The sequence below is a fragment of the Pseudomonas sp. GW822-FHT02E03 genome (assembly GCF_058802325.1).
This window is the reverse complement of sequence record NZ_JBXAOA010000003.1, coordinates 73,729-90,410: the sequence shown is the minus strand read 5'-3', so window position 1 is coordinate 90,410 and position 16,682 is coordinate 73,729. Positions and strand designations below refer to the sequence as shown.

General features: G+C 58.7%; 16 protein-coding genes. 13 read left to right on the top strand and 3 right to left on the bottom strand.

The window, feature by feature from the left end; genetic code table 11:
- Nucleotides 1–26 precede the first annotated feature (26 nt).
- Both AC1RQB_RS03520 and AC1RQB_RS03515 read right to left on the bottom strand, forming a co-directional pair.
- Nucleotides 27–2,267, bottom strand: a complete 2,241-nt coding sequence (locus tag AC1RQB_RS03520) for a xanthine dehydrogenase family protein molybdopterin-binding subunit (protein ID WP_063343649.1) — start codon at nucleotides 2,265–2,267, stop codon at nucleotides 27–29.
- A 12-nt stretch (nucleotides 2,268–2,279) separates the two neighbouring features.
- A complete protein-coding gene (locus AC1RQB_RS03515; RefSeq protein ID WP_008069908.1) occupies nucleotides 2,280–2,753 on the bottom strand; it encodes a (2Fe-2S)-binding protein in 474 nt (157 codons plus the stop codon).
- A gap of 109 nt (nucleotides 2,754–2,862) precedes the next feature.
- Here AC1RQB_RS03515 and AC1RQB_RS03510 point away from each other — a divergent pair, with 109 nt between their 5' ends.
- From AC1RQB_RS03510 to AC1RQB_RS03465, 10 genes are all read left to right on the top strand, one after another.
- On the top strand, nucleotides 2,863–3,117 hold the full coding sequence (locus AC1RQB_RS03510; RefSeq protein WP_063343650.1) for an aldo/keto reductase: 255 nt from the start codon (nucleotides 2,863–2,865) through the stop codon (nucleotides 3,115–3,117).
- Nucleotides 3,118–3,197: 80 nt separating this feature from the next.
- The gene (locus AC1RQB_RS03505) at nucleotides 3,198–4,040 is read left to right on the top strand and encodes an SDR family oxidoreductase (protein ID WP_063343651.1); all 843 of its coding nucleotides are present in this window, start codon (nucleotides 3,198–3,200) and stop codon (nucleotides 4,038–4,040) included.
- A gap of 37 nt (nucleotides 4,041–4,077) precedes the next feature.
- Nucleotides 4,078–4,839: an SDR family NAD(P)-dependent oxidoreductase gene (locus AC1RQB_RS03500; RefSeq protein ID WP_008069899.1), complete on the top strand. Its 762-nt coding sequence runs from the start codon at nucleotides 4,078–4,080 to the stop codon at nucleotides 4,837–4,839.
- 93 nt (nucleotides 4,840–4,932) lie between these two features.
- Nucleotides 4,933–5,349, top strand: a complete 417-nt coding sequence (locus AC1RQB_RS03495; RefSeq protein ID WP_063343652.1) for an ester cyclase — start codon at nucleotides 4,933–4,935, stop codon at nucleotides 5,347–5,349.
- A 274-nt stretch (nucleotides 5,350–5,623) separates the two neighbouring features.
- A complete protein-coding gene (locus tag AC1RQB_RS03490) occupies nucleotides 5,624–6,001 on the top strand; it encodes a DUF1330 domain-containing protein (RefSeq protein WP_109790693.1) in 378 nt (125 codons plus the stop codon).
- Nucleotides 6,002–6,240: 239 nt separating this feature from the next.
- Complete coding sequence (locus tag AC1RQB_RS03485; protein WP_063343653.1) at nucleotides 6,241–6,987, top strand: YkgJ family cysteine cluster protein; 747 nt, start codon at nucleotides 6,241–6,243, stop codon at nucleotides 6,985–6,987.
- A 181-nt stretch (nucleotides 6,988–7,168) separates the two neighbouring features.
- Nucleotides 7,169–8,263, top strand: a complete 1,095-nt coding sequence (locus AC1RQB_RS03480; protein WP_207267309.1) for an NADH:flavin oxidoreductase/NADH oxidase — start codon at nucleotides 7,169–7,171, stop codon at nucleotides 8,261–8,263.
- Between the two features lie 102 nt (nucleotides 8,264–8,365).
- Nucleotides 8,366–8,740, top strand: coding sequence for an antibiotic biosynthesis monooxygenase (locus tag AC1RQB_RS03475; protein WP_063343654.1), 375 nt, complete (start codon nucleotides 8,366–8,368; stop codon nucleotides 8,738–8,740).
- Complete coding sequence (locus tag AC1RQB_RS03470) at nucleotides 8,727–9,695, top strand: XdhC family protein (protein ID WP_063343655.1); 969 nt, start codon at nucleotides 8,727–8,729, stop codon at nucleotides 9,693–9,695. Before AC1RQB_RS03475 ends, AC1RQB_RS03470 begins: the two co-directional genes overlap by 14 nt.
- 25 nt (nucleotides 9,696–9,720) lie before the next feature.
- Nucleotides 9,721–10,632 carry an AraC family transcriptional regulator gene (locus AC1RQB_RS03465; protein WP_063343656.1) on the top strand — a complete coding sequence of 304 codons (912 nt, stop codon included), beginning with the start codon at nucleotides 9,721–9,723 and terminating at the stop codon, nucleotides 10,630–10,632.
- A 267-nt stretch (nucleotides 10,633–10,899) separates the two neighbouring features.
- On the opposite strand, the gene AC1RQB_RS03460 is transcribed toward AC1RQB_RS03465, so the two are convergent.
- A complete protein-coding gene (locus AC1RQB_RS03460; RefSeq protein WP_007896187.1) occupies nucleotides 10,900–11,814 on the bottom strand; it encodes a LysR family transcriptional regulator in 915 nt (304 codons plus the stop codon).
- Nucleotides 11,815–12,083: 269 nt separating this feature from the next.
- Here AC1RQB_RS03460 and AC1RQB_RS03455 point away from each other — a divergent pair, with 269 nt between their 5' ends.
- From AC1RQB_RS03455 to AC1RQB_RS03445, 3 genes are all read left to right on the top strand, one after another.
- Nucleotides 12,084–13,106 carry a zinc-dependent alcohol dehydrogenase family protein gene (locus tag AC1RQB_RS03455; protein ID WP_063343657.1) on the top strand — a complete coding sequence of 341 codons (1,023 nt, stop codon included), beginning with the start codon at nucleotides 12,084–12,086 and terminating at the stop codon, nucleotides 13,104–13,106.
- Between the two features lie 566 nt (nucleotides 13,107–13,672).
- Nucleotides 13,673–15,163, top strand: coding sequence for a hypothetical protein (locus AC1RQB_RS03450; RefSeq protein WP_032830230.1), 1,491 nt, complete (start codon nucleotides 13,673–13,675; stop codon nucleotides 15,161–15,163).
- A 67-nt stretch (nucleotides 15,164–15,230) separates the two neighbouring features.
- On the top strand, nucleotides 15,231–16,631 hold the full coding sequence (locus AC1RQB_RS03445; protein WP_063343658.1) for an aminotransferase-like domain-containing protein: 1,401 nt from the start codon (nucleotides 15,231–15,233) through the stop codon (nucleotides 16,629–16,631).
- Nucleotides 16,632–16,682: the final 51 nt, after the last annotated feature.

Here is a 16,682-nt window from a genome sequence, read left to right as displayed (position 1 = left end):
CAAACCGGTAGTCACGGGGGCCATTGTCACGTCAGCTTGAAGGGCAGCTCACGCACCGGCTTACCGGTGAGGCGTGCGACCGCGTTTGCAAAGGCTGGGGCCAACGGTGGCAGGCCGGGTTCCCCCATCCCTGTGGGTGGTTCGGCGCTTGGCACGACATGAATGGAAAATTCCGGCATATCGGTGATGCGTGGAACGCTGAAGTCTGCAAAATTACTCTGTTGCACGACGCCGTCTTTCAAGGTGATGGCACCGCCCGGCAGACACATTGACAGCCCCATAAGGGCGGCACCTTGTACTTGGGCCTCAACACTGCGCGGGTTGACGACCAGGTTGCAGTGGACGCCGGCGGTCACATGGTGCAGTACCGGACGGCCGTTCTGCACCGAGGCTTCCACGACGTAAGCCACTACCGAACTGAACGACTCATGTACCGCAACGCCCCAGGCTCGGCCAGCAGGCAGCTCGCGTTTGCCGTACTCGCTCTTGTCCACCGCCAGTTGCAATGCAGCCCGATGGCGCGGACTTTGATCGGCAAACAGTTTCATCCTGTAAGCCACTGGATCTTGTTTGGTTGTTCGGGCGATCTCATCGATCACCGTCTCCATCACGAAGGCTGTGTGGGTGGAGCCCACACTGCGCCACCACAACACCGGCACGTTGAGTTTTGGGTGATGCACCGTCAGGCGCATTGGCAGTGGGTAGGGATCGCGCATGCCTTCCGTCGCCGTGGGGTCGATGCCGTTTTTCACCCGTCCCCCGAACATGGTGCCACTGATGATGGACTGTCCTACCACAACGTGGTCCCAGGCCAGCACCTTGCCGGTATCATCAAAACCGAGACGAGCGCGGTGCAGGTGCATGGGGCGGTAGTAGCCGCCTTTGATATCATCCTCGCGGCTCCATAGCGTGCGCACCGGTACATTCAAACCGGCCATTCGCGCGGCCTTGGCCACCTCACATGCCAGCACCACAATGTCGCTGGTGGCTATGCCACGCCGGCCAAAGCCGCCGCCAGCCGTCTGCACATTAATTTGAATTTGCTCGGGCTTGAGGTTCAGTACACGTGCGGCCGCGGCGCTGTCGGCCCCGGCAAACTGGGTGCCCACCCATAACTCGCAGCGTTCTTCGGACAGTTTGACTGTGCAGTTCAACGGCTCCATTGGCGCATGGGCCAGGTAAGGAAACACGAACTCGGCGTCTAATCGATGGGGCGCTGTTTCCAGTGGCGCCATGTCCGCCTCGAAGAGCCGTGGACCAGGACGACCCGCCAGCTCCCGATAGTCGGCCAACTGCTTGTCGCTATCGACCTTTTCGACAGTCGTCGTATCCCATTGCAGTTTCAGTGCATCACGGCCTTGTTTGGCTTGCCAGTAACCGTCAGCGACGACGGCAACGCCTTCAGCCCCCCCATCGAGCGGTACACGCAGCACAGCTTTCACGCCTTTGATGGCACGTGCAGCACTGTCATCCAAAGACGCAATTTTGGCACCGAATACTGGCGGTCTGGCCACCACGGCCGTTAGTTGCCCTGGCAGTTTCATGTCGATGCCGAAATCCTGCTGGCCACTGCTCTTGGCTTTGGCATCGATGCGGGTGGTGGCATGGCCAATGATTCGGAAGTCTTTGGGGTCCTTGAGCGTGATCGTTTCGGGCACGGGCAGCGCCATCGCGGCCTCGGCCAGTTCGCCATAGCTCGCTTTGCGGCCAGCGGGGCCGAGCACCATTCCGGATTGCGTGCTCAGGCTGGCCATATCCACATTCCAGCGCGCGGCCGCCGCGGCGAGCAGCATGGCGCGAGCGCGGGCACCCAGTTCGCGGTACTGGGTATAGCTGTTCTTGATCGAATTGGAACCGCCGGTGAGGTGCATGCCAAAGAGTGGGTCCTGGTAGGCGATGTCGCTAGTACCATTGCGGCTGCGCACGAGGCTCCAGTCAGCATCAAGCTCTTCTGCAAGGATCATCGGCAGGCCAGTCTGCACGCCCTGACCGAACTCCAACCGGTTGATGGTTACGGTGACTTCCCCATTGGGCGCTATCTGCACGAATGCCGAGGGTTGCTGACTCGGCTTGAGAGGCATTGCGCGGTTGTCGCCAGGCTGTTGCGCCAGGGCCAGATGAGGAAATGCCCCCAGCGCCAGGCCGCCTACACCAAGGATTTTCAGGAAGCTGCGGCGGGGGAGTGTGGTGGGGCCGTCGATCTGGTCGCGCTCGAGTATGTGTTGCAACACGGGGGGGAGCTCGTCCGGGTAGGTGTCGTTGAACATGGCAAGCTCCAGTCAGGCGAGGGCTTTGGCGGCATCAGCCACCGCCGCGCGGATACGAGCGTAAGTGCCACAGCGGCAGATGTTGCCAGCCATGGCCGAGTCGATCTCGGCCGCCGTGGGCTGCTTGCCCTTGGGTTGAGCCTTGAGGAAAGCCGTCGCGCTCATGATCTGGCCGCTCTGGCAATAGCCGCATTGCGCTACGTCGTGTTTGACCCATGCCTCGTGTACGGCTGTGCCAACCGGGTCGCTGCCGTTGGTTGCTGCTTCGATGGTGGTGATCTTCCTGCCCTCGGCGGCCGCGATAGGCGTGACGCAGGAACGAATGGCCTGGCCATCAAGGTGAACAGTACAAGCGCCGCACAGTGCTGCCCCGCAGCCAAACTTGGTGCCGGTCATGCCCAGCGCGTCACGCAGAGTCCAGAGAATCGGGGTGCCAGGGTCTACGTCAACCGTGTAGTCACGGCCATTGATGTTGAGGGCGCTCATAGTGGGACAGCTCTCCATGAATGAGTGGGATCCGTGTTCCGGGCGTTTGCCAACTGTAGCGCCATACTTCCTGGATCGATTGCGCGATCCGCTTCAATGATTGCCCAATTTGACGGATGAACTGGGCGCCACTCCCGCGCAGATCTCGCTGGCATGGCTGCTGGCCCAGAAGCCCTGGATTGTTCCGATTCCAGGTACGCGCAGATTGGATCATCTGGAAGAGAACCTGGCCTCTGTCAGCGTTCAATTGACGTCCGCAGACCTGAGTGAGATCCACACGGCGCTGTCCAGGCTCAAGGTGCACGGCGGTCGAATGAATGAAATGCAGATGCGTGTTGTCGATGAGACAGATTCGTCATTTTAGGCAATGAATACGCCGATTGATGCAGCAACCAAAAGGAGAGGCTCGACACAATAGGTACTCGTTAGAAAAGGAACAATCACATGACTGAGAAACAAGTTTGGTTTATCACCGGTGCTGGCCGTGGACTGGGTGTAGACATCGCCAAAGCGGCACTCGCTGCCGGACATGCCGTCGTTGCGACCGGCCGTGATGCCGGGAAAGTGCTGGTGGCAATCGGCGAGCATGAAGACTTGCTGACCCTCAAGCTCGACGTTACCCGTCCCGATGATGCCCAAGACGCGGTCAAGGCCGCCATCGGCAAGTTCGGACGGATTGACGTACTGGTCAACAACGCGGGTAACTTCTATGCGGGTTTCTTCGAAGAGCTCAGCCCGGAACAGGTGCGCAGCCAGATCGAGACGCTGCTGTTCGGTCCGATGAACGTCGCTCGTGCAGCACTGCCGGTGATGCGCAAGCAGCGCTCGGGTCTTTTGCTGACCATTTCCTCTACGGCGGGTATCGCTGGCGGCATGTTCTGCACGGCCTATGCGGCGGCAAAATTCGGCCTCGAAGGATGGATCGAGTCGCTCGCGCCAGAGATCGAACCCTTCGGCATACGCACGATGTTGGTCGAGCCAGGTTTCTTCCGCACAGAACTGCTGACGGCCGATTCCACCACCTACGCGCTACCCTCCATCGACGACTATGCCCAGCGGACGCGAGAGACCGTCACAGCCTGGAGTGGCATGGACGGCAAACAGGGCGGTGACCCTGCCAAGCTCGCCGACGCGATTGTGCAGCTGGCAGGGCTCGACGAGCCGCCGGTTCGTTTCGCCGCGGGCTTCGATGCGGTTCAGACCTTCGAGGCCAAGGCCAACGCGCTACTGGCACAGGCCGACGCCTATCGTAAATTGTCGTCCTCTCTTGCTCACGACGACGCCTGACGCTCGATTTTCACCCAGGATCACAAAGGACATGCTCATGACATCACCACTTGCAGGTACCGTTGCCCTCGTCACCGGCGCCAGTAGCGGGATTGGCCACGCCACCGCGCGGGCGCTCGCTGCTAAGGGCGCCAGTGTCGCCTTGGTTGCTCGTCGGCAGGACCGCCTGGATGACCTCGTTGTACAAATCCAGGCGGCGGGCGGTAGCGCCCGCGCGGTACGTGCCGATATCACCGACCGCGCCCAATCCGAGGCGGCTGTTCAGGCAGTCGTCGAACGGTTCGGGCGGCTGGACATTCTCATCAACAACGCAGGGCTGATGCTGCTTGGCCCTATTGTCGGCGCCGATCCCGAGGAATGGGAGCGGATGATTGCGATCAACCAGAAAGGCCTGTTGTACATGACCAACGCGGCTTTGCCGCACTTGTTGGCCGCAGCCGAAGACGGGCCTCGCCGGGTCGCCGATATCGTCAACATCTCATCGATCGCTGGCCGTGTAGCCTGGGCCAACTATGGCGTCTACAACATGACCAAATTTGGCGTGAACGGATTCACCGAATCCCTGCGCCAGGAGATCACCAAGAAGCATGTCCGCGTGGGTGTGCTGGAGCCAGGCGGTGTCGACACGGAGTTGGGCTCGCATAACAGCGGCACGATGCGCGACAGCATCGATGCTTTCTACGAGAGCACTGAGGTGCTGCAGGCCGAGGACATCGCCGATGGCGTGGTTTACATGGTCACCCGGCCACGCCATGCCGCCGTCAGCGAACTGTGGATCATGCCCACCGATCAGGCTTAAGGGTTTTTCAGCGAGGGGTTCTCTAATGCGCAACCCCTCTAACAAGCTCGAGGCGGTGTTTTACAAACGACTCACATAGAAAGGGAAACCATCATGGAAACGGGATCAAACAAGCTTCTGATGAAGCGCTTCACTGATTTCATAAACACCGCGAGCGATGAGTTGGCCGGGGAGCTAATTTCTCCGCAGGCGACGTTTTTCGTTCCGGGGCGTTCTGAGCCTTTGCAGGGGCCGGACGGCTATCAGGAGATCATTGCGATGATGCGCGCAGGTTTTCCAGATATTCAGTGGACGCTTGAGGAACTGATTATTGAGGGCGACAGGGTGGCCGCGCGCTTTACGATGCGCGGTACGCATCATGGAAACTTCCTGGGTGTTCCACCCTCCGGAAAGACTATTGAGGTCAAGGCGGTCAATTTTTATCGGTTCGCCGATGGTCAAATAGTTGAAGAGCATGGTCAGCCTGACCTGCTGGGTTTGCTGCAGCAGATCGGTGCGGTACCGCTATAGATTCACCGTCGGACTCAGTGCATGGTCGCCATGAGTATTTGGCACCCGTGGCCCATGCAGGACGGCGGCCTCAGGTGTCCATGCATCCGTAAGCGGACACCTGTTTTGATCTTGAGCGTCAATTCGCTGGATCAGGCAGTAGAAGCAGCAGAACCGGCAACTCCCTCCTGGCACACCCTCACATACTTTGAAAACCACGATGGCCCATCGATGGCCGATCCGGTTCATCCGGGGGGCGTTCTGTCTGTTATTCAAACTCATGGGAGTTCATACGATGAAAAAATGGGTCGCAGCTTCTGTCGCTGCAATCACGTTCGCGTTTGCCGGTCTCTGTCTGGCGCAGGAGTCAACGCCGCACGGCTACATGATTGCCAACTACCAGATCAACGATCAGGCGACCTTCCAACGCTACATGGAAGCCGCAGGGCCGCTGGCACCGAAGTACGGTGGCAAGGTGATTGTTTTCAACCTCAATGCCACGGCAGTTGAAGGAAAACCCAAGTCGGTGATGGCCATTGCCGAGTTTCCAAGCCTTGTCGAGGCTCAGCGCTTCTACAACTCGCCGGAGTACACCGCGGCTAAAAAACTTCGAATGGCCGCTACTGAAGGCTCCGTAGTGATAACCGAAGGTTATGTGCCTGCACCGCAGTAATCCCACAAGCACATTGCCTGACGTTGTCTCATGGGGCTGTGCTCATCTAGCGCCTGGCACCTTTGCCGGGCGCTGGTCGCTCAACAATCTCCTTGTATCAGGCAAGCAAGTACCCGGATCGGGCAACCCGATCTACACGGCGCTTCACATACTCCGCGTGAGCCATCGGGGCCTGGCACGCCGCTAGCGGCGTGTCAGGCACTCCCATGGGCATTCGAAAACTGTTGTGAGTGCTTGATATGGAAAACAACGCTATCCGGTTTGCCTGTAATGGCTGCGGGATTTGCTGCAAAGGACGTCTGATCCCACTGACGTTGAACGAGACGAGGCAGTGGCTTCAACGCGGGCATGAGGTGGCCGTGATCCTGGAGGCATTCGATGAATCGACCTGGCAGTCGGATCCTCGGCAGTATGCCCACAGCGCGCAACGGGCGGTGGAGGTCGCCAGCGGTGATGCACGGATTCGGGTGGTCGCGGTGCTCGCAGGTAATGCGCTGCAGCAATGCCCGAGCCTGGGCGAAGACGATCGCTGCGGTATCTATGAAGAGCGGCCGCTGGTTTGCCGCATCTATCCGATGGAAATCAATCCGTTTATTGCCCTGAACCCGGAAAACAAAGTTTGCCCGCCAGAGGTCTGGAAGCAGGGCGAGGTCTTGTTCACCGACCGGATCGTCGACCCGGTACTGGCCGATCAAGTCGAACGCTCCCGTCAGGCCGACAGGGACGACGCACAGGCCAAGATTGTCGTGTGTGAAGCCATGGGGCTGAGCGTTGCCGCCTGGAAAGGCAATGCCCTGGCTGTGTACTTACCTGATCGAACGTCTCTACTTGAGGCCATTCATCATTACGACGTCGGGATGAGGGCACCGACAAGCCACGACTGGAAGATACGAATCGATGACCCTGACTTACACCGGCAACTGCAAGCGGCGGGTGTTGCTCTGGATGATCGGCCGCACGTCGACTACATCTTTCATCGACTGTAGAGCGGCTTCATTGTATTAGGCATTAAGACGAACTGAAGTACTTTGTAATATATGGTTCATGGCAAGTCGACGCTACAAAACTCCGTTGAATCGTGCAAACAACAGCGTCAATCAGGCAATCGGCTGATGCCGGAGCCGCATCATACTGTGGCCATTCTGATCAACGAAGCAGGACCGCACGATGACCTCTCTTTTCACGCCCTATACCCTGAAAGACGTCACTCTGCGCAACCGTATCGTTGCTTCGCCGATGTGTCAGTACCAGGCACGTGACGGCTTGCTGAATGAATGGCACCAGACCCACTATGAAACCCTGGCCAAGGGTGGCGTTGGTCTGGTGATGGTAGAGGCCACGGCCGTCTCACCGAGGGGGCGGATAACCTTGGGTGATGCCGGGCTATGGAGTGACTCACAAATATCTGGTTTTGCATCTGTGGCACATTCCATCAAGGCGGCTGGAGCAGTGGCAGGTATTCAGCTTGGGCATGCTGGACGTAAAGCCGGTTGCATAGCGCCTTGGCAAGGCGGGGCACCTCTGCCGGAATCCGATCCTCATGCCTGGCAGCCGATCGCACCTAGCGCATTGCCCTTTATACCCGGTACCCCTCATATCCCCGGGGAGATGACACGCGAAGACATTCAGCGCACACAACACGATTTCGCCAGAGCTGCAGTCCGGGCGTTAGAGGCAGGGTTTGAATGGCTGGAACTGCATTTCGCGCACGGCTTTCTCGGTCAGAGCTTTTTGTCTCGGCGCGCTAACTTTCGCACTGACCGCTACGGGGGAGACCTGGAGAACCGGGCACGGTTCCTGATTGAGACTGTGGGCGCGGTCAAGCGAGTCTGGCCGGCTCATTTACCCCTGGCCGTGCGCCTGGGCGTGGTGGAGTTTGGTCAGGAGGCTGAGCAGTCTTTGTCCGAGTCGATTCAGGTGCTGGATTGGCTTAAAGGGGCAGGGGTCGATTTTGTCGACGTCTCCTTGGCGCTCTCTACCGCAGGTGAACCCGTGCCTTGGGCACCGAACTTCATGGTGCCTTATGCCGAGAAGGTTCGCGCGGAAACTGGCCTGCCGGTGGGCACCGGCTGGATGATCACCGATGCCCGGCGAGCGGATGATTTCGTGCGTAATGGGCAGCTCGACCTGGTGTGTTTCGCTCGTAGTTTACTGGCGAATCCGCATTGGCCGTTTCAGGCGGCACGAGCCCTGAACATTCAGAACCCTTCGGCGGTGCTGCCAACCCCTTATGCGTACTGGCTGCAGAACTGGGCGAGTTGAGTTCGCCCCTGCTGGCAGGCGCTACCCCATGAATGCCTGTTTCGCCATGATCGGGCTGCTGAGCAAGGCCCAAGACCTGAACCTGTTTTTTGGAGAGTGCTCATGAATGAATCAGTCCGCGATTCCGGGTTTAGCCAGTTCGTTGAATTCACCGTCGATCCGCTCCATGTGCAGGGGTTGGTGACGGCATTGATCACTCGCGCGAAGCAATTTACTTGCTTCTATCCTGGCTTCATCAGTGCGCAAGTACATGTCAGTGATGAGGGCGAACGGGTGCTCATGAAGTTTCTGTGGTCCTCCAGAGCCGACGGCGAGCACGCACTCGAATTGGCGCAAACGGTAGAGCCGGATTTGTTTCATCTGGCTCGCCAGCATCATGCCAGCGCTCTGTTGTTCAGTACGTATCACGCAGTGGCTGAAGTGCGTGTTTCAACCGACGGCCCATTGGCTGGCGTAGAAACCTATGAAAAACCTTGATCTTCAGGTCATTCAGCAAGCCCTGAGTTGGCTCGATCAGGGCAATTGCGTGTGGCTGTGCACGGTTCTTGCGACGTTCGGTTCCGCGCCCCGGGGGCCAGGATCGATGCTGGTAGCTTTGCCGACGGGACGCTTCTGCGGCTCGCTGTCGGGAGGATGCGTAGAGGAGGATTTCCTGGAGCGACTGGGCCGTGGCGAATTCGCCTGCCACAACCAGATTGTGCGCTATGGCGAGGGTGGACTTGCACCCTCGCTGGAGTTGCCCTGTGGCGGTGTGCTCGATGTGCTGGTAGAGCGGTTTGAGCCGAATTCCCAGACGAGGGAGCACTTCGCCGTGTTACTGAGTGCGCTGCAGGGCCAGGATCGGGTGGAACGCCAGGTTTCATTGGGGTCCGAAACTCGATGCATTAAAATCGAGACGGCGGTGAGCGCAGCCGTCTGCGTGGAAGCCGATCAGGTGCGTATTCGCGTGGGGGCCGCTCATCGGTTACTGGTGGCTGGGTTGTCTCCGGTGGCAGAGTTTTGTGCCGGTTTCGCGATTGCACTGGGTTATGAGGTGATCGTCTGTGATCCGCGCACAGAACTGACCTCGGGGTTCAGCATGGCAGGGGTGACGTTGGTCGAGATGTTGCCGGCCAGATACATTTCCCAAGTTGGCTGCCACGCGGCGACGGCCATCGTGGCTTTGACCCATGATCCCCGCCTGGACGATCTAACCTTGCTTGAAGCGCTCAGAACCCCTGCATTCTACATCGGCGCCATGGGTTCCCAGCGCACCAGCGCAAGGCGCCTGGAGCGGATCAAACGCATCGGTATGCCGAAAGATCAGGCACTTGAGCGGATTCATGCACCTATTGGTTTAAGACTGGGGAGCAAGACCCCGGCGGAGATTGCCCTGGCGGTCATGGCCGATATTGTTCGTGTGAGCAACGGCATCATTCGTGACCAGCTATAGACTTCATGTTTTCAAGGAGAGCGCTGTGCAGCCTGCTACCAAAAGTCACCAAATTGCCGCCAACACAAGTCGTCTCGCCGGCGACGTCAGCCAGATTGTGCGCAGTGATTGCGACTTGATCACCGCCGTTCCCGGCCTGAGCCTGCATCGACGCAAGTGTTCCACTGCGCCTGTGCACTGTATTTACGGACTGGGGATTGGGGTGACCCTGCAAGGCTGCAAGCAGGTCATGGTGGGGGAGGAAGTGCTTAGTTACGCGCCCGGTCAGTCCATGGTTACCAGCGTTGACCTACCGGTCATTTCACATGTGACCCAAGCGAGCGTCGCACAACCGTTTCTGGGCATGATGCTTACGTTCGACAGCGCCACGGTGATACAGCTCGCCGAGCGCATGCGGTTGTCACAGCGCATGAAGGATGAAGGGTTCCGGCCAATCACCGTACAGGCGCTGGACGCCGCGGTGCTTGATGCACTGGGGCGTTTGGTCGGACTGCTCAGCGAACCCGAACTACTTGAAACCCTTGCGCCGCTGATCAAGGAGGAGATCATTGCTCGCCTGTTAAGCGGTGCTCACGGTTCGCAGTTGCTACATGTCGTTGCCGCGGGCTCACCGAGCCAACACATAGCCAAGACGCTTGCCTGGCTGAAACTTAACTTTCGCCATGCGCTACGCATGGACGACTTGGCGGCGAATGCACACATGAGTCCGTCTACCTTTCGCCAACATTTTCGCACCGTAACGGGCATGAGTCCGCTGCAGTATCAGAAACAATTGCGGCTGCAAGCGGCTCGACAGTTGATGCTAAGTCAGAATGTCGACGCAAGCAGTGCGGGAGGGTTGGTGGGGTATGAGAGCTCGTCGCAGTTCAGTCGCGAATATAGCCGTCTGTTCGGAGAGCCGCCGCAGAGGGACATAAAACGAATGCGCTTGCAGTAAATAAGTTACAGCTGCGAATGGCGATCTTTCGCTGACCGTGAGATCGCCAAGCGGCCGACTCGAGCATCACCGAAACTTTCGTCTTGTAATGTCTCAAGGTGGGACATCATGGTTGGGGGCATACTTTTTAGTGGACAGAGTTTGCCCCCAATAACTCCCCCCCTAAAATGGCGGTGGACTAGAGCTGGTCTCAATCGGCAGCAGCGGGCGTTTGGATGGTAATAAATCCAGCTAATGCGCCCTTGACGAGAGATGTGCCAGCCCCTTTCAAAGGCTTTCAGGGTCGCCGAAGAACATCTGAATCCGCGACCGTAACCACCGCTCACCCGGATCATTATCCTGCGACCCACGCCAAGCCATGTGCAGCTCAAAACTGCGCACCGGCAACGGCGGATCTTCGGCTCGCACACCACCAGCCGCCGTCAACGCTTCAGCTGTGTAATCAGGCACTGTCGCAACAATATCAGTGCCACTGATCAGTGTACTGAGACCATTGAACTGCGGCACCGCCAGCACCACATGCCGTTTGCGCCCCAGCTTCTCCAGCTCTTCATCGATAAAGCCGCTCAGGTCGCCCGCGAACGAAACCAAGGCATGGGGGCGGGCGCAGAAGTCATCCAGGCTCAACGGCCCCGGCACCGTGTCGGCCCGCAACAGTTTTGGCATGCTGCGGCGCAGCACTTTGCGCTTGGCGTTGGCCGGCAGGTCGGCGGTGTAGCTGACGCCGATGGAAATCTCGCCCGAGGCGAGCAGGCTCGGCATCAGGATGTAGTTGGCCCGACGCACCACCAGCACGATTCCCGGCGATTCTGCGCGCAGCCGTTTGAGCAGCATTGGCAGCAGCGCGAATTCAACATCATCCGACAAGCCGATGCGGAACACCGCGGTGCTGGTCGCCGGGTCGAATTCCGCCGCACGACTGACCGCGGTGGAAATCGAATCCAGGGCCGGCGAGAGCAGGGCGAAGATTTCCACTGCTCGGGCGGAAGGCTCCATGCTGCGGCCGGTACGCACGAACAACGGGTCATCGAACAGCCCGCGCAGGCGCGAGAGCGCCGCACTGATGGCCGGCTGGCCGAGGAACAATTTTTCCGCAGCGCGGGTCACGCTGCGTTCGTGCATCAGTGTTTCGAAAACGATCAACAGGTTCAGGTCGACACGACGCAGGTCATTACGATTCATCTGGAGTCCTGGCAGAGTCAGCAAACTTGACGTGAGCGGCCATATGAGAACAATGGCCGGCATGAATCTTACGGGGAAAGACTGGTACTCTGCATAGGGTAATTCAGTTTTTTCTGAAAGGCTGCTTCGGTTTTTCACGGCATTGGATGATGTCGCCGTCGCTGCGGAATCAATGACAGGCATGTCGACTATTAATAGCCACTGATGGTCTTGGGTAGAAAGCCCAGATAGAGTTCAGGGCATTAGAGGTTACTTTGACGAGGTTTGCGATGTCCCGCACGATCCGTTTTCACAAGTTTGGTCCAGCCGAGGTGCTCAAATGCGAAGAGCATGCGGCCGCTCTGCCTGCGCCGGGCGAAGTGCAGGTGCGCGTCGAAGCGATAGGCATCAGCTGGTATGACATTCTCTGGCGCCAGAACCTGGCCTCATCCCATGCACGTCTGCCGTCAGGCCTTGGCAGTGAAATGGCCGGTGTGGTCACGGCGCTCGGCGAGGGCGTCGATGACCTGGCTGTCGGTGACAAGGTGGCCAGTTTCCCGGCCGAAAGCCCTAATGACTATCCGGTCTATGGCGAACAGATCGTTCTGCCACGCACGGCGCTGACCCGCTACCCGGATGTGCTCAGCCCGATCGAGGCCAGCGTGCACTACACGCCGCTGCTGGTAGCCTACTTTGCCTACGTTGATCTGGCGCGAGTCAAACCCGGGCAATTTGCCCTGGTGACTGACGCCAGCCACTGCGCCGGGCCATCGTTCGTGCAACTGGGCAAAGCCCTTGGTGTGCGGGTGATTGCTGCGACCAAAACCGCGGATGAGCGTGAGTACCTGCTGTCCCTGGGCGCCGAGAAAGTCATCGTCACCGAAGAACAGGATCTGCTGATGCAGATCAACAAGATCACTGATAACCGCGGCGTCGATGTGGTGTTCGATGGCCTTGGCGGGCCGCAGATGTCGCTGCTCGGCGATGTGCTCGCCCCTCGTGGCAGCCTGGTGCTCTATGGCCTGCAAGGAGGTAACCAGACGCCGTTCCCGGCCTGCGCGGCGTTCCAGAAGAACATTCAGTTTTTCGTGCACTGCATCGGTAACTTCACCGGAAAGCCGGAACTGGGCATCATTCAGGACCAGGTCGCATTGCAGCGTGCCCTGCGTGACATCAACCAACTGACCGCCGACCGCGTGCTGCTGCCGCTCAAAACCCGGGTCTTCCCGTTTTCCGAGTTTGTCGAAGCGCACCGCTATATGGGTGAATGCCCTTGTCGCGAACGGGTCGCCCTTCAGGTCGAGCCTGCCTGAGCCCTTTCTCTGCCAAGAGTCCGCCGAACGCGGACTCTTCTGCTGGCAGTCGCTCCAAAATGAGACGTGTCATCGATCTGTCGGTGGGCCGGTTCAGCAACTGAACTGGTTTTTGCTCTCAATCTGTATCTTCTAATCATTATGTAAGCCCTGATAATTGAATGATTACTTTCATCTCAAGGAAAGAGTCATGGCTGAGTATCAGGCTGAAACTCCTCAATGCGCGCCGGCAATATATGCTCAACAAATAATGCGGCGTCGCTCAGTTGTCTTACATTCATGGGCAACTTCTTTCTTTATTTCTTGTGCTAAGTGTCTGTGGGACGCTGTCGGAAATTTCCTAGGAAAACCCGCCGGAGCCCAAGGCGCCCGCTCTGCGGGGCATTGCGCCGATATTGATCTCCCTGGGTTACCCGTAGCGTTCAAACATTTCAAATAATTACACAATGCTTAAGTGCTAGCATTTGAATAACAGCACCGGCACTCCATTCATGACAAACAACCTGTTGCGCAATACACCTCGTTATTTGCGTGGCATCGCACTTTTGAGTCACAGGTAAATAATGATGACCGCTACCCATGATCAGGCAATGAACTATGTTTATCAGCAAATGCTGCAGCGCTTGCTGGGTTTTTTCTCTCGCGCCGAGCGCACGGCATTGCAATTGCTGATTCAGCGCCTGGTGATGTCCGCAGGAGGTTTGGAGCGTATCGGCGATTACAAGGTGCTGTCGATCCAGTCCGGGTCCCGCGACAGCTGCTACACCCTGGCGCTACTGCGTGCCGCGCAGCTGAGTATTGCCGGCCGGGCACCGGCGACGTTTCAGCTGCGAGTGGCGACCTTGCGCTTGAACGGTGCGGCCTCGACAGCCTTGGAAAACATCCATCGCAGCTGCAGTGCATTGTTTCTCTACGACGATCCCCGGGTCGAAGTGTTGATGGTCGATAATCGCGAAGTCCTGCCGTTCAATCATCTGGCGCCGATCTCCGAAGCCGGTCGTGAGTCGAATCGGCTCAATCTGCTGATGGTCGGGCACCGCCGTGTCTGGGACGGGCCGCTTGATCTGTGGGATGACGGGTATCTGGCGACCGGCGAGTTTTACGGACAAATCGCCCGTTGGGACCAGGGTGTCGACGCATTGATCAGTAGCGATACGCCCCGTCGGCAGAAGCAGTTTCTCGAGGGGTTGAATCGTGCGGCGGCCAAGGCCGGGCTCAAGGCGCCGGACTGTCACGAAACGGGCTACGAGTGTCTGTTCGCGCGACTCGATGAATTGGGCAGCGATTGCTACCGCGAGTTTTATCCTGAGTCCGCCCAGGCGGCGTGGCGTCCCGCCGAACGTTTTGAAGCGTGTCGCCGCACGACCTTCATCGATATTCACGACATGCTGGTCAGCAACCTGGAAGAGCGCTGGCCACTGCTCACCGATTTCCTCGGGTTTCAACCTGACGAGTTGTCGGCTCAGCTCAGTGATAACGGCTACGTCAGCTTGTCGATATCCGCGCATCTTCGTGGCTTGCAAGCGTGCTTTGTACAGGGTCGCCGCTACGAGGAAGGCATTGGCGAGTACCTGCAGCGGGCGCTGGTGATGATGCGTCGCAAACACGTTCCAGAGCGCTTTTGCGAACAGGCCATGGAAACCTTCGGCAACCCGATGACGATGACCGACCAGCGCGCATTGGCATCGGCTGAAGCACAAAAGAGCCTCGGTTTGAGCGAGGCTCAACTGGTGTGCCTACTGTTTGCCCCGTTTGTCGATAACGGCGCGGCGCTTGAGCATTTTCTCCGTCAGTGCCATCCCGGCATGCTCGTGGCGTTGCCGGACTTGCACCGGGCAATGCAGGGCGGCCCGGCTCCCGAGCAGGTTCTGCAATGGATGGTCGATGTCAGCGGGTTGCCCGTGAGTCTGATCAGTAGGCTTTACCGCATGGGGCCGGTGGTTCGGGATGAGGGCAGGGCTCTCGGCCTGGAAAGCGTCGAGGTGGGTGGGCAAGCTGAAGTCTTGGAGCCTGGCGGTGAAACGACTGTGGCTGGCGAATGGTCGACGGGCCGGTGAAAGTGACTGGTTCGACGGATCCGGCAAGGATGCGTCACGACGTTCGTAGTCTGTTCGGCCATTACCCATGAAAGGACCACGAGATACCGATTTTGCGTACCAGGCGGTGTACCGTTACCTGACTAACCTGATCAATGAGCCGGGCAGCGACATGCAAGTGCGCCTGCCTTCATTGCGGCAGTTGGCGCACCGCCTGAGTGTGTCGATCTCGACCATTCAGTACGCTTATTCGCTGCTGGAAAAGGAAGGGCGCGTCTATTCAGTGGCCAAATCAGGCTACTACGCGCTCCCCGTGTCCTCAATCGGCATGCCCGGTAGCGGCAAGGACCTGCTCGAGACGGTTTATGTCAATGCCAGGCGTCCCGGCATGCTGGTGCTGAGCGCCGATGAACCGGCGTTATTACAACCCCTGGATAGCCCGTTGCTGTTACTGGAGAGAGAACTGCTGCGCCAGTATCCGCGCCAGCCGCAACCGTCTTCGCAACCCTGCGGCGAGCTGGAGCTGCGCGCAGCCCTGGCAGCGCGCTACACCACTTCGCCGACCCGTTGCTGGCATGCTGATGATGTCTATATCGGCGCCGATCTGCGTGGCGTACTGGAAATATTGATCGCCGTCCTTGGTCTCAAGGATGCTGTGGTGGTGGTCGAATCACCGTGCGACTGGGCCATTCTGCGCCTGTTTCAAGACGCGGAGGTGCAGGTGGTCGAGCTGCCGCTGCAAGCCAATGGTGGCCTGGATCCTGAGCAGTTGAAGAAGCTGCTTGAGACTGAGCAGGTACGACTGGTGATGCTTTCATCGAGGCTGAATATGCCCCGGGGCAGTGTGGCGCCTGACAGCAACAGGCAAATCACCGCACAGTTGCTGGAGCGACACGGCAGTTGGGTGCTGGAAAACGATTGTTACGGCGAGCTCGAATTCGAGCCGAGCGGCCTGCGGTTTCGTGACCTGCTGGACCCGGATCGGCTGATCGTGTTCTCCACCTTCGAGAAAATCATCGGGTCGGAGGCACCCTTCGGCTATTTGCTGTCGCGACAGCTGCGTGCCGAATTGCAACGGCACTTTCTGCTGCGCGCTTTCCGCTTGTCGCTGATTCGTCAGAAAGCTATTGCGCGGCTGTACAGCAACGGACGCATTGATCAACACCTGCTGGTGTTGCGTCGACTGCTCAAGGAACGCATGGTGCAGATGACTCGGTTGCTGGAAGAGCGCCTGCCCGATGGGTTGCACTTCGTCGAGCCCCAAGGCGGGGCGACAATCTGGATTCGTTCGTTGCGCCAGGTCGATGTGCATCGAGTGTTCGAGCGTTTGCTCAAGCAGCATGTGGTGATTGCGCCGGGGGAGCTGTTCAGCCTGCACGGCCTGCACGGGCAGCATTTGCGCCTGAGTCACACCTTCGGTGGTCACCACGACCTCGCCGATGCATTGGGTCTGTTGGCGGATGCCTTGCGCCTCGAATCGATCGACTGAGCCGAGGCGCAAACCCTCCTCGGTACCTGACAATTGATAACGTCGCGCCCG

Bases quoted from the DNA above. Each gene is read 5' to 3' on its own strand.
- AC1RQB_RS03460 (WP_007896187.1), bottom strand. From the start codon at position 11,814: ATGAATCGTAATGACCTGCGTCGTGTCGACCTGAACCTGTTGATCGTT.
- AC1RQB_RS03490 (WP_109790693.1), top strand. From the start codon at position 5,624: ATGAAAAAATGGGTCGCAGCTTCTGTCGCTGCAATCACGTTCGCGTTT.
- AC1RQB_RS03470 (WP_063343655.1), top strand. From the start codon at position 8,727: ATGAAAAACCTTGATCTTCAGGTCATTCAGCAAGCCCTGAGTTGGCTC.
- AC1RQB_RS03500 (WP_008069899.1), top strand. From the start codon at position 4,078: ATGACATCACCACTTGCAGGTACCGTTGCCCTCGTCACCGGCGCCAGT.
- AC1RQB_RS03495 (WP_063343652.1), top strand. From the start codon at position 4,933: ATGGAAACGGGATCAAACAAGCTTCTGATGAAGCGCTTCACTGATTTC.
- AC1RQB_RS03520 (WP_063343649.1), bottom strand. From the start codon at position 2,267: ATGTTCAACGACACCTACCCGGACGAGCTCCCCCCCGTGTTGCAACAC.
- AC1RQB_RS03450 (WP_032830230.1), top strand. From the start codon at position 13,673: ATGACCGCTACCCATGATCAGGCAATGAACTATGTTTATCAGCAAATG.
- AC1RQB_RS03455 (WP_063343657.1), top strand. From the start codon at position 12,084: ATGTCCCGCACGATCCGTTTTCACAAGTTTGGTCCAGCCGAGGTGCTC.
- AC1RQB_RS03480 (WP_207267309.1), top strand. From the start codon at position 7,169: ATGACCTCTCTTTTCACGCCCTATACCCTGAAAGACGTCACTCTGCGC.
- AC1RQB_RS03445 (WP_063343658.1), top strand. From the start codon at position 15,231: ATGAAAGGACCACGAGATACCGATTTTGCGTACCAGGCGGTGTACCGT.
- AC1RQB_RS03485 (WP_063343653.1), top strand. From the start codon at position 6,241: ATGGAAAACAACGCTATCCGGTTTGCCTGTAATGGCTGCGGGATTTGC.
- AC1RQB_RS03505 (WP_063343651.1), top strand. From the start codon at position 3,198: ATGACTGAGAAACAAGTTTGGTTTATCACCGGTGCTGGCCGTGGACTG.
- AC1RQB_RS03475 (WP_063343654.1), top strand. From the start codon at position 8,366: ATGAATGAATCAGTCCGCGATTCCGGGTTTAGCCAGTTCGTTGAATTC.
- AC1RQB_RS03515 (WP_008069908.1), bottom strand. From the start codon at position 2,753: ATGAGCGCCCTCAACATCAATGGCCGTGACTACACGGTTGACGTAGAC.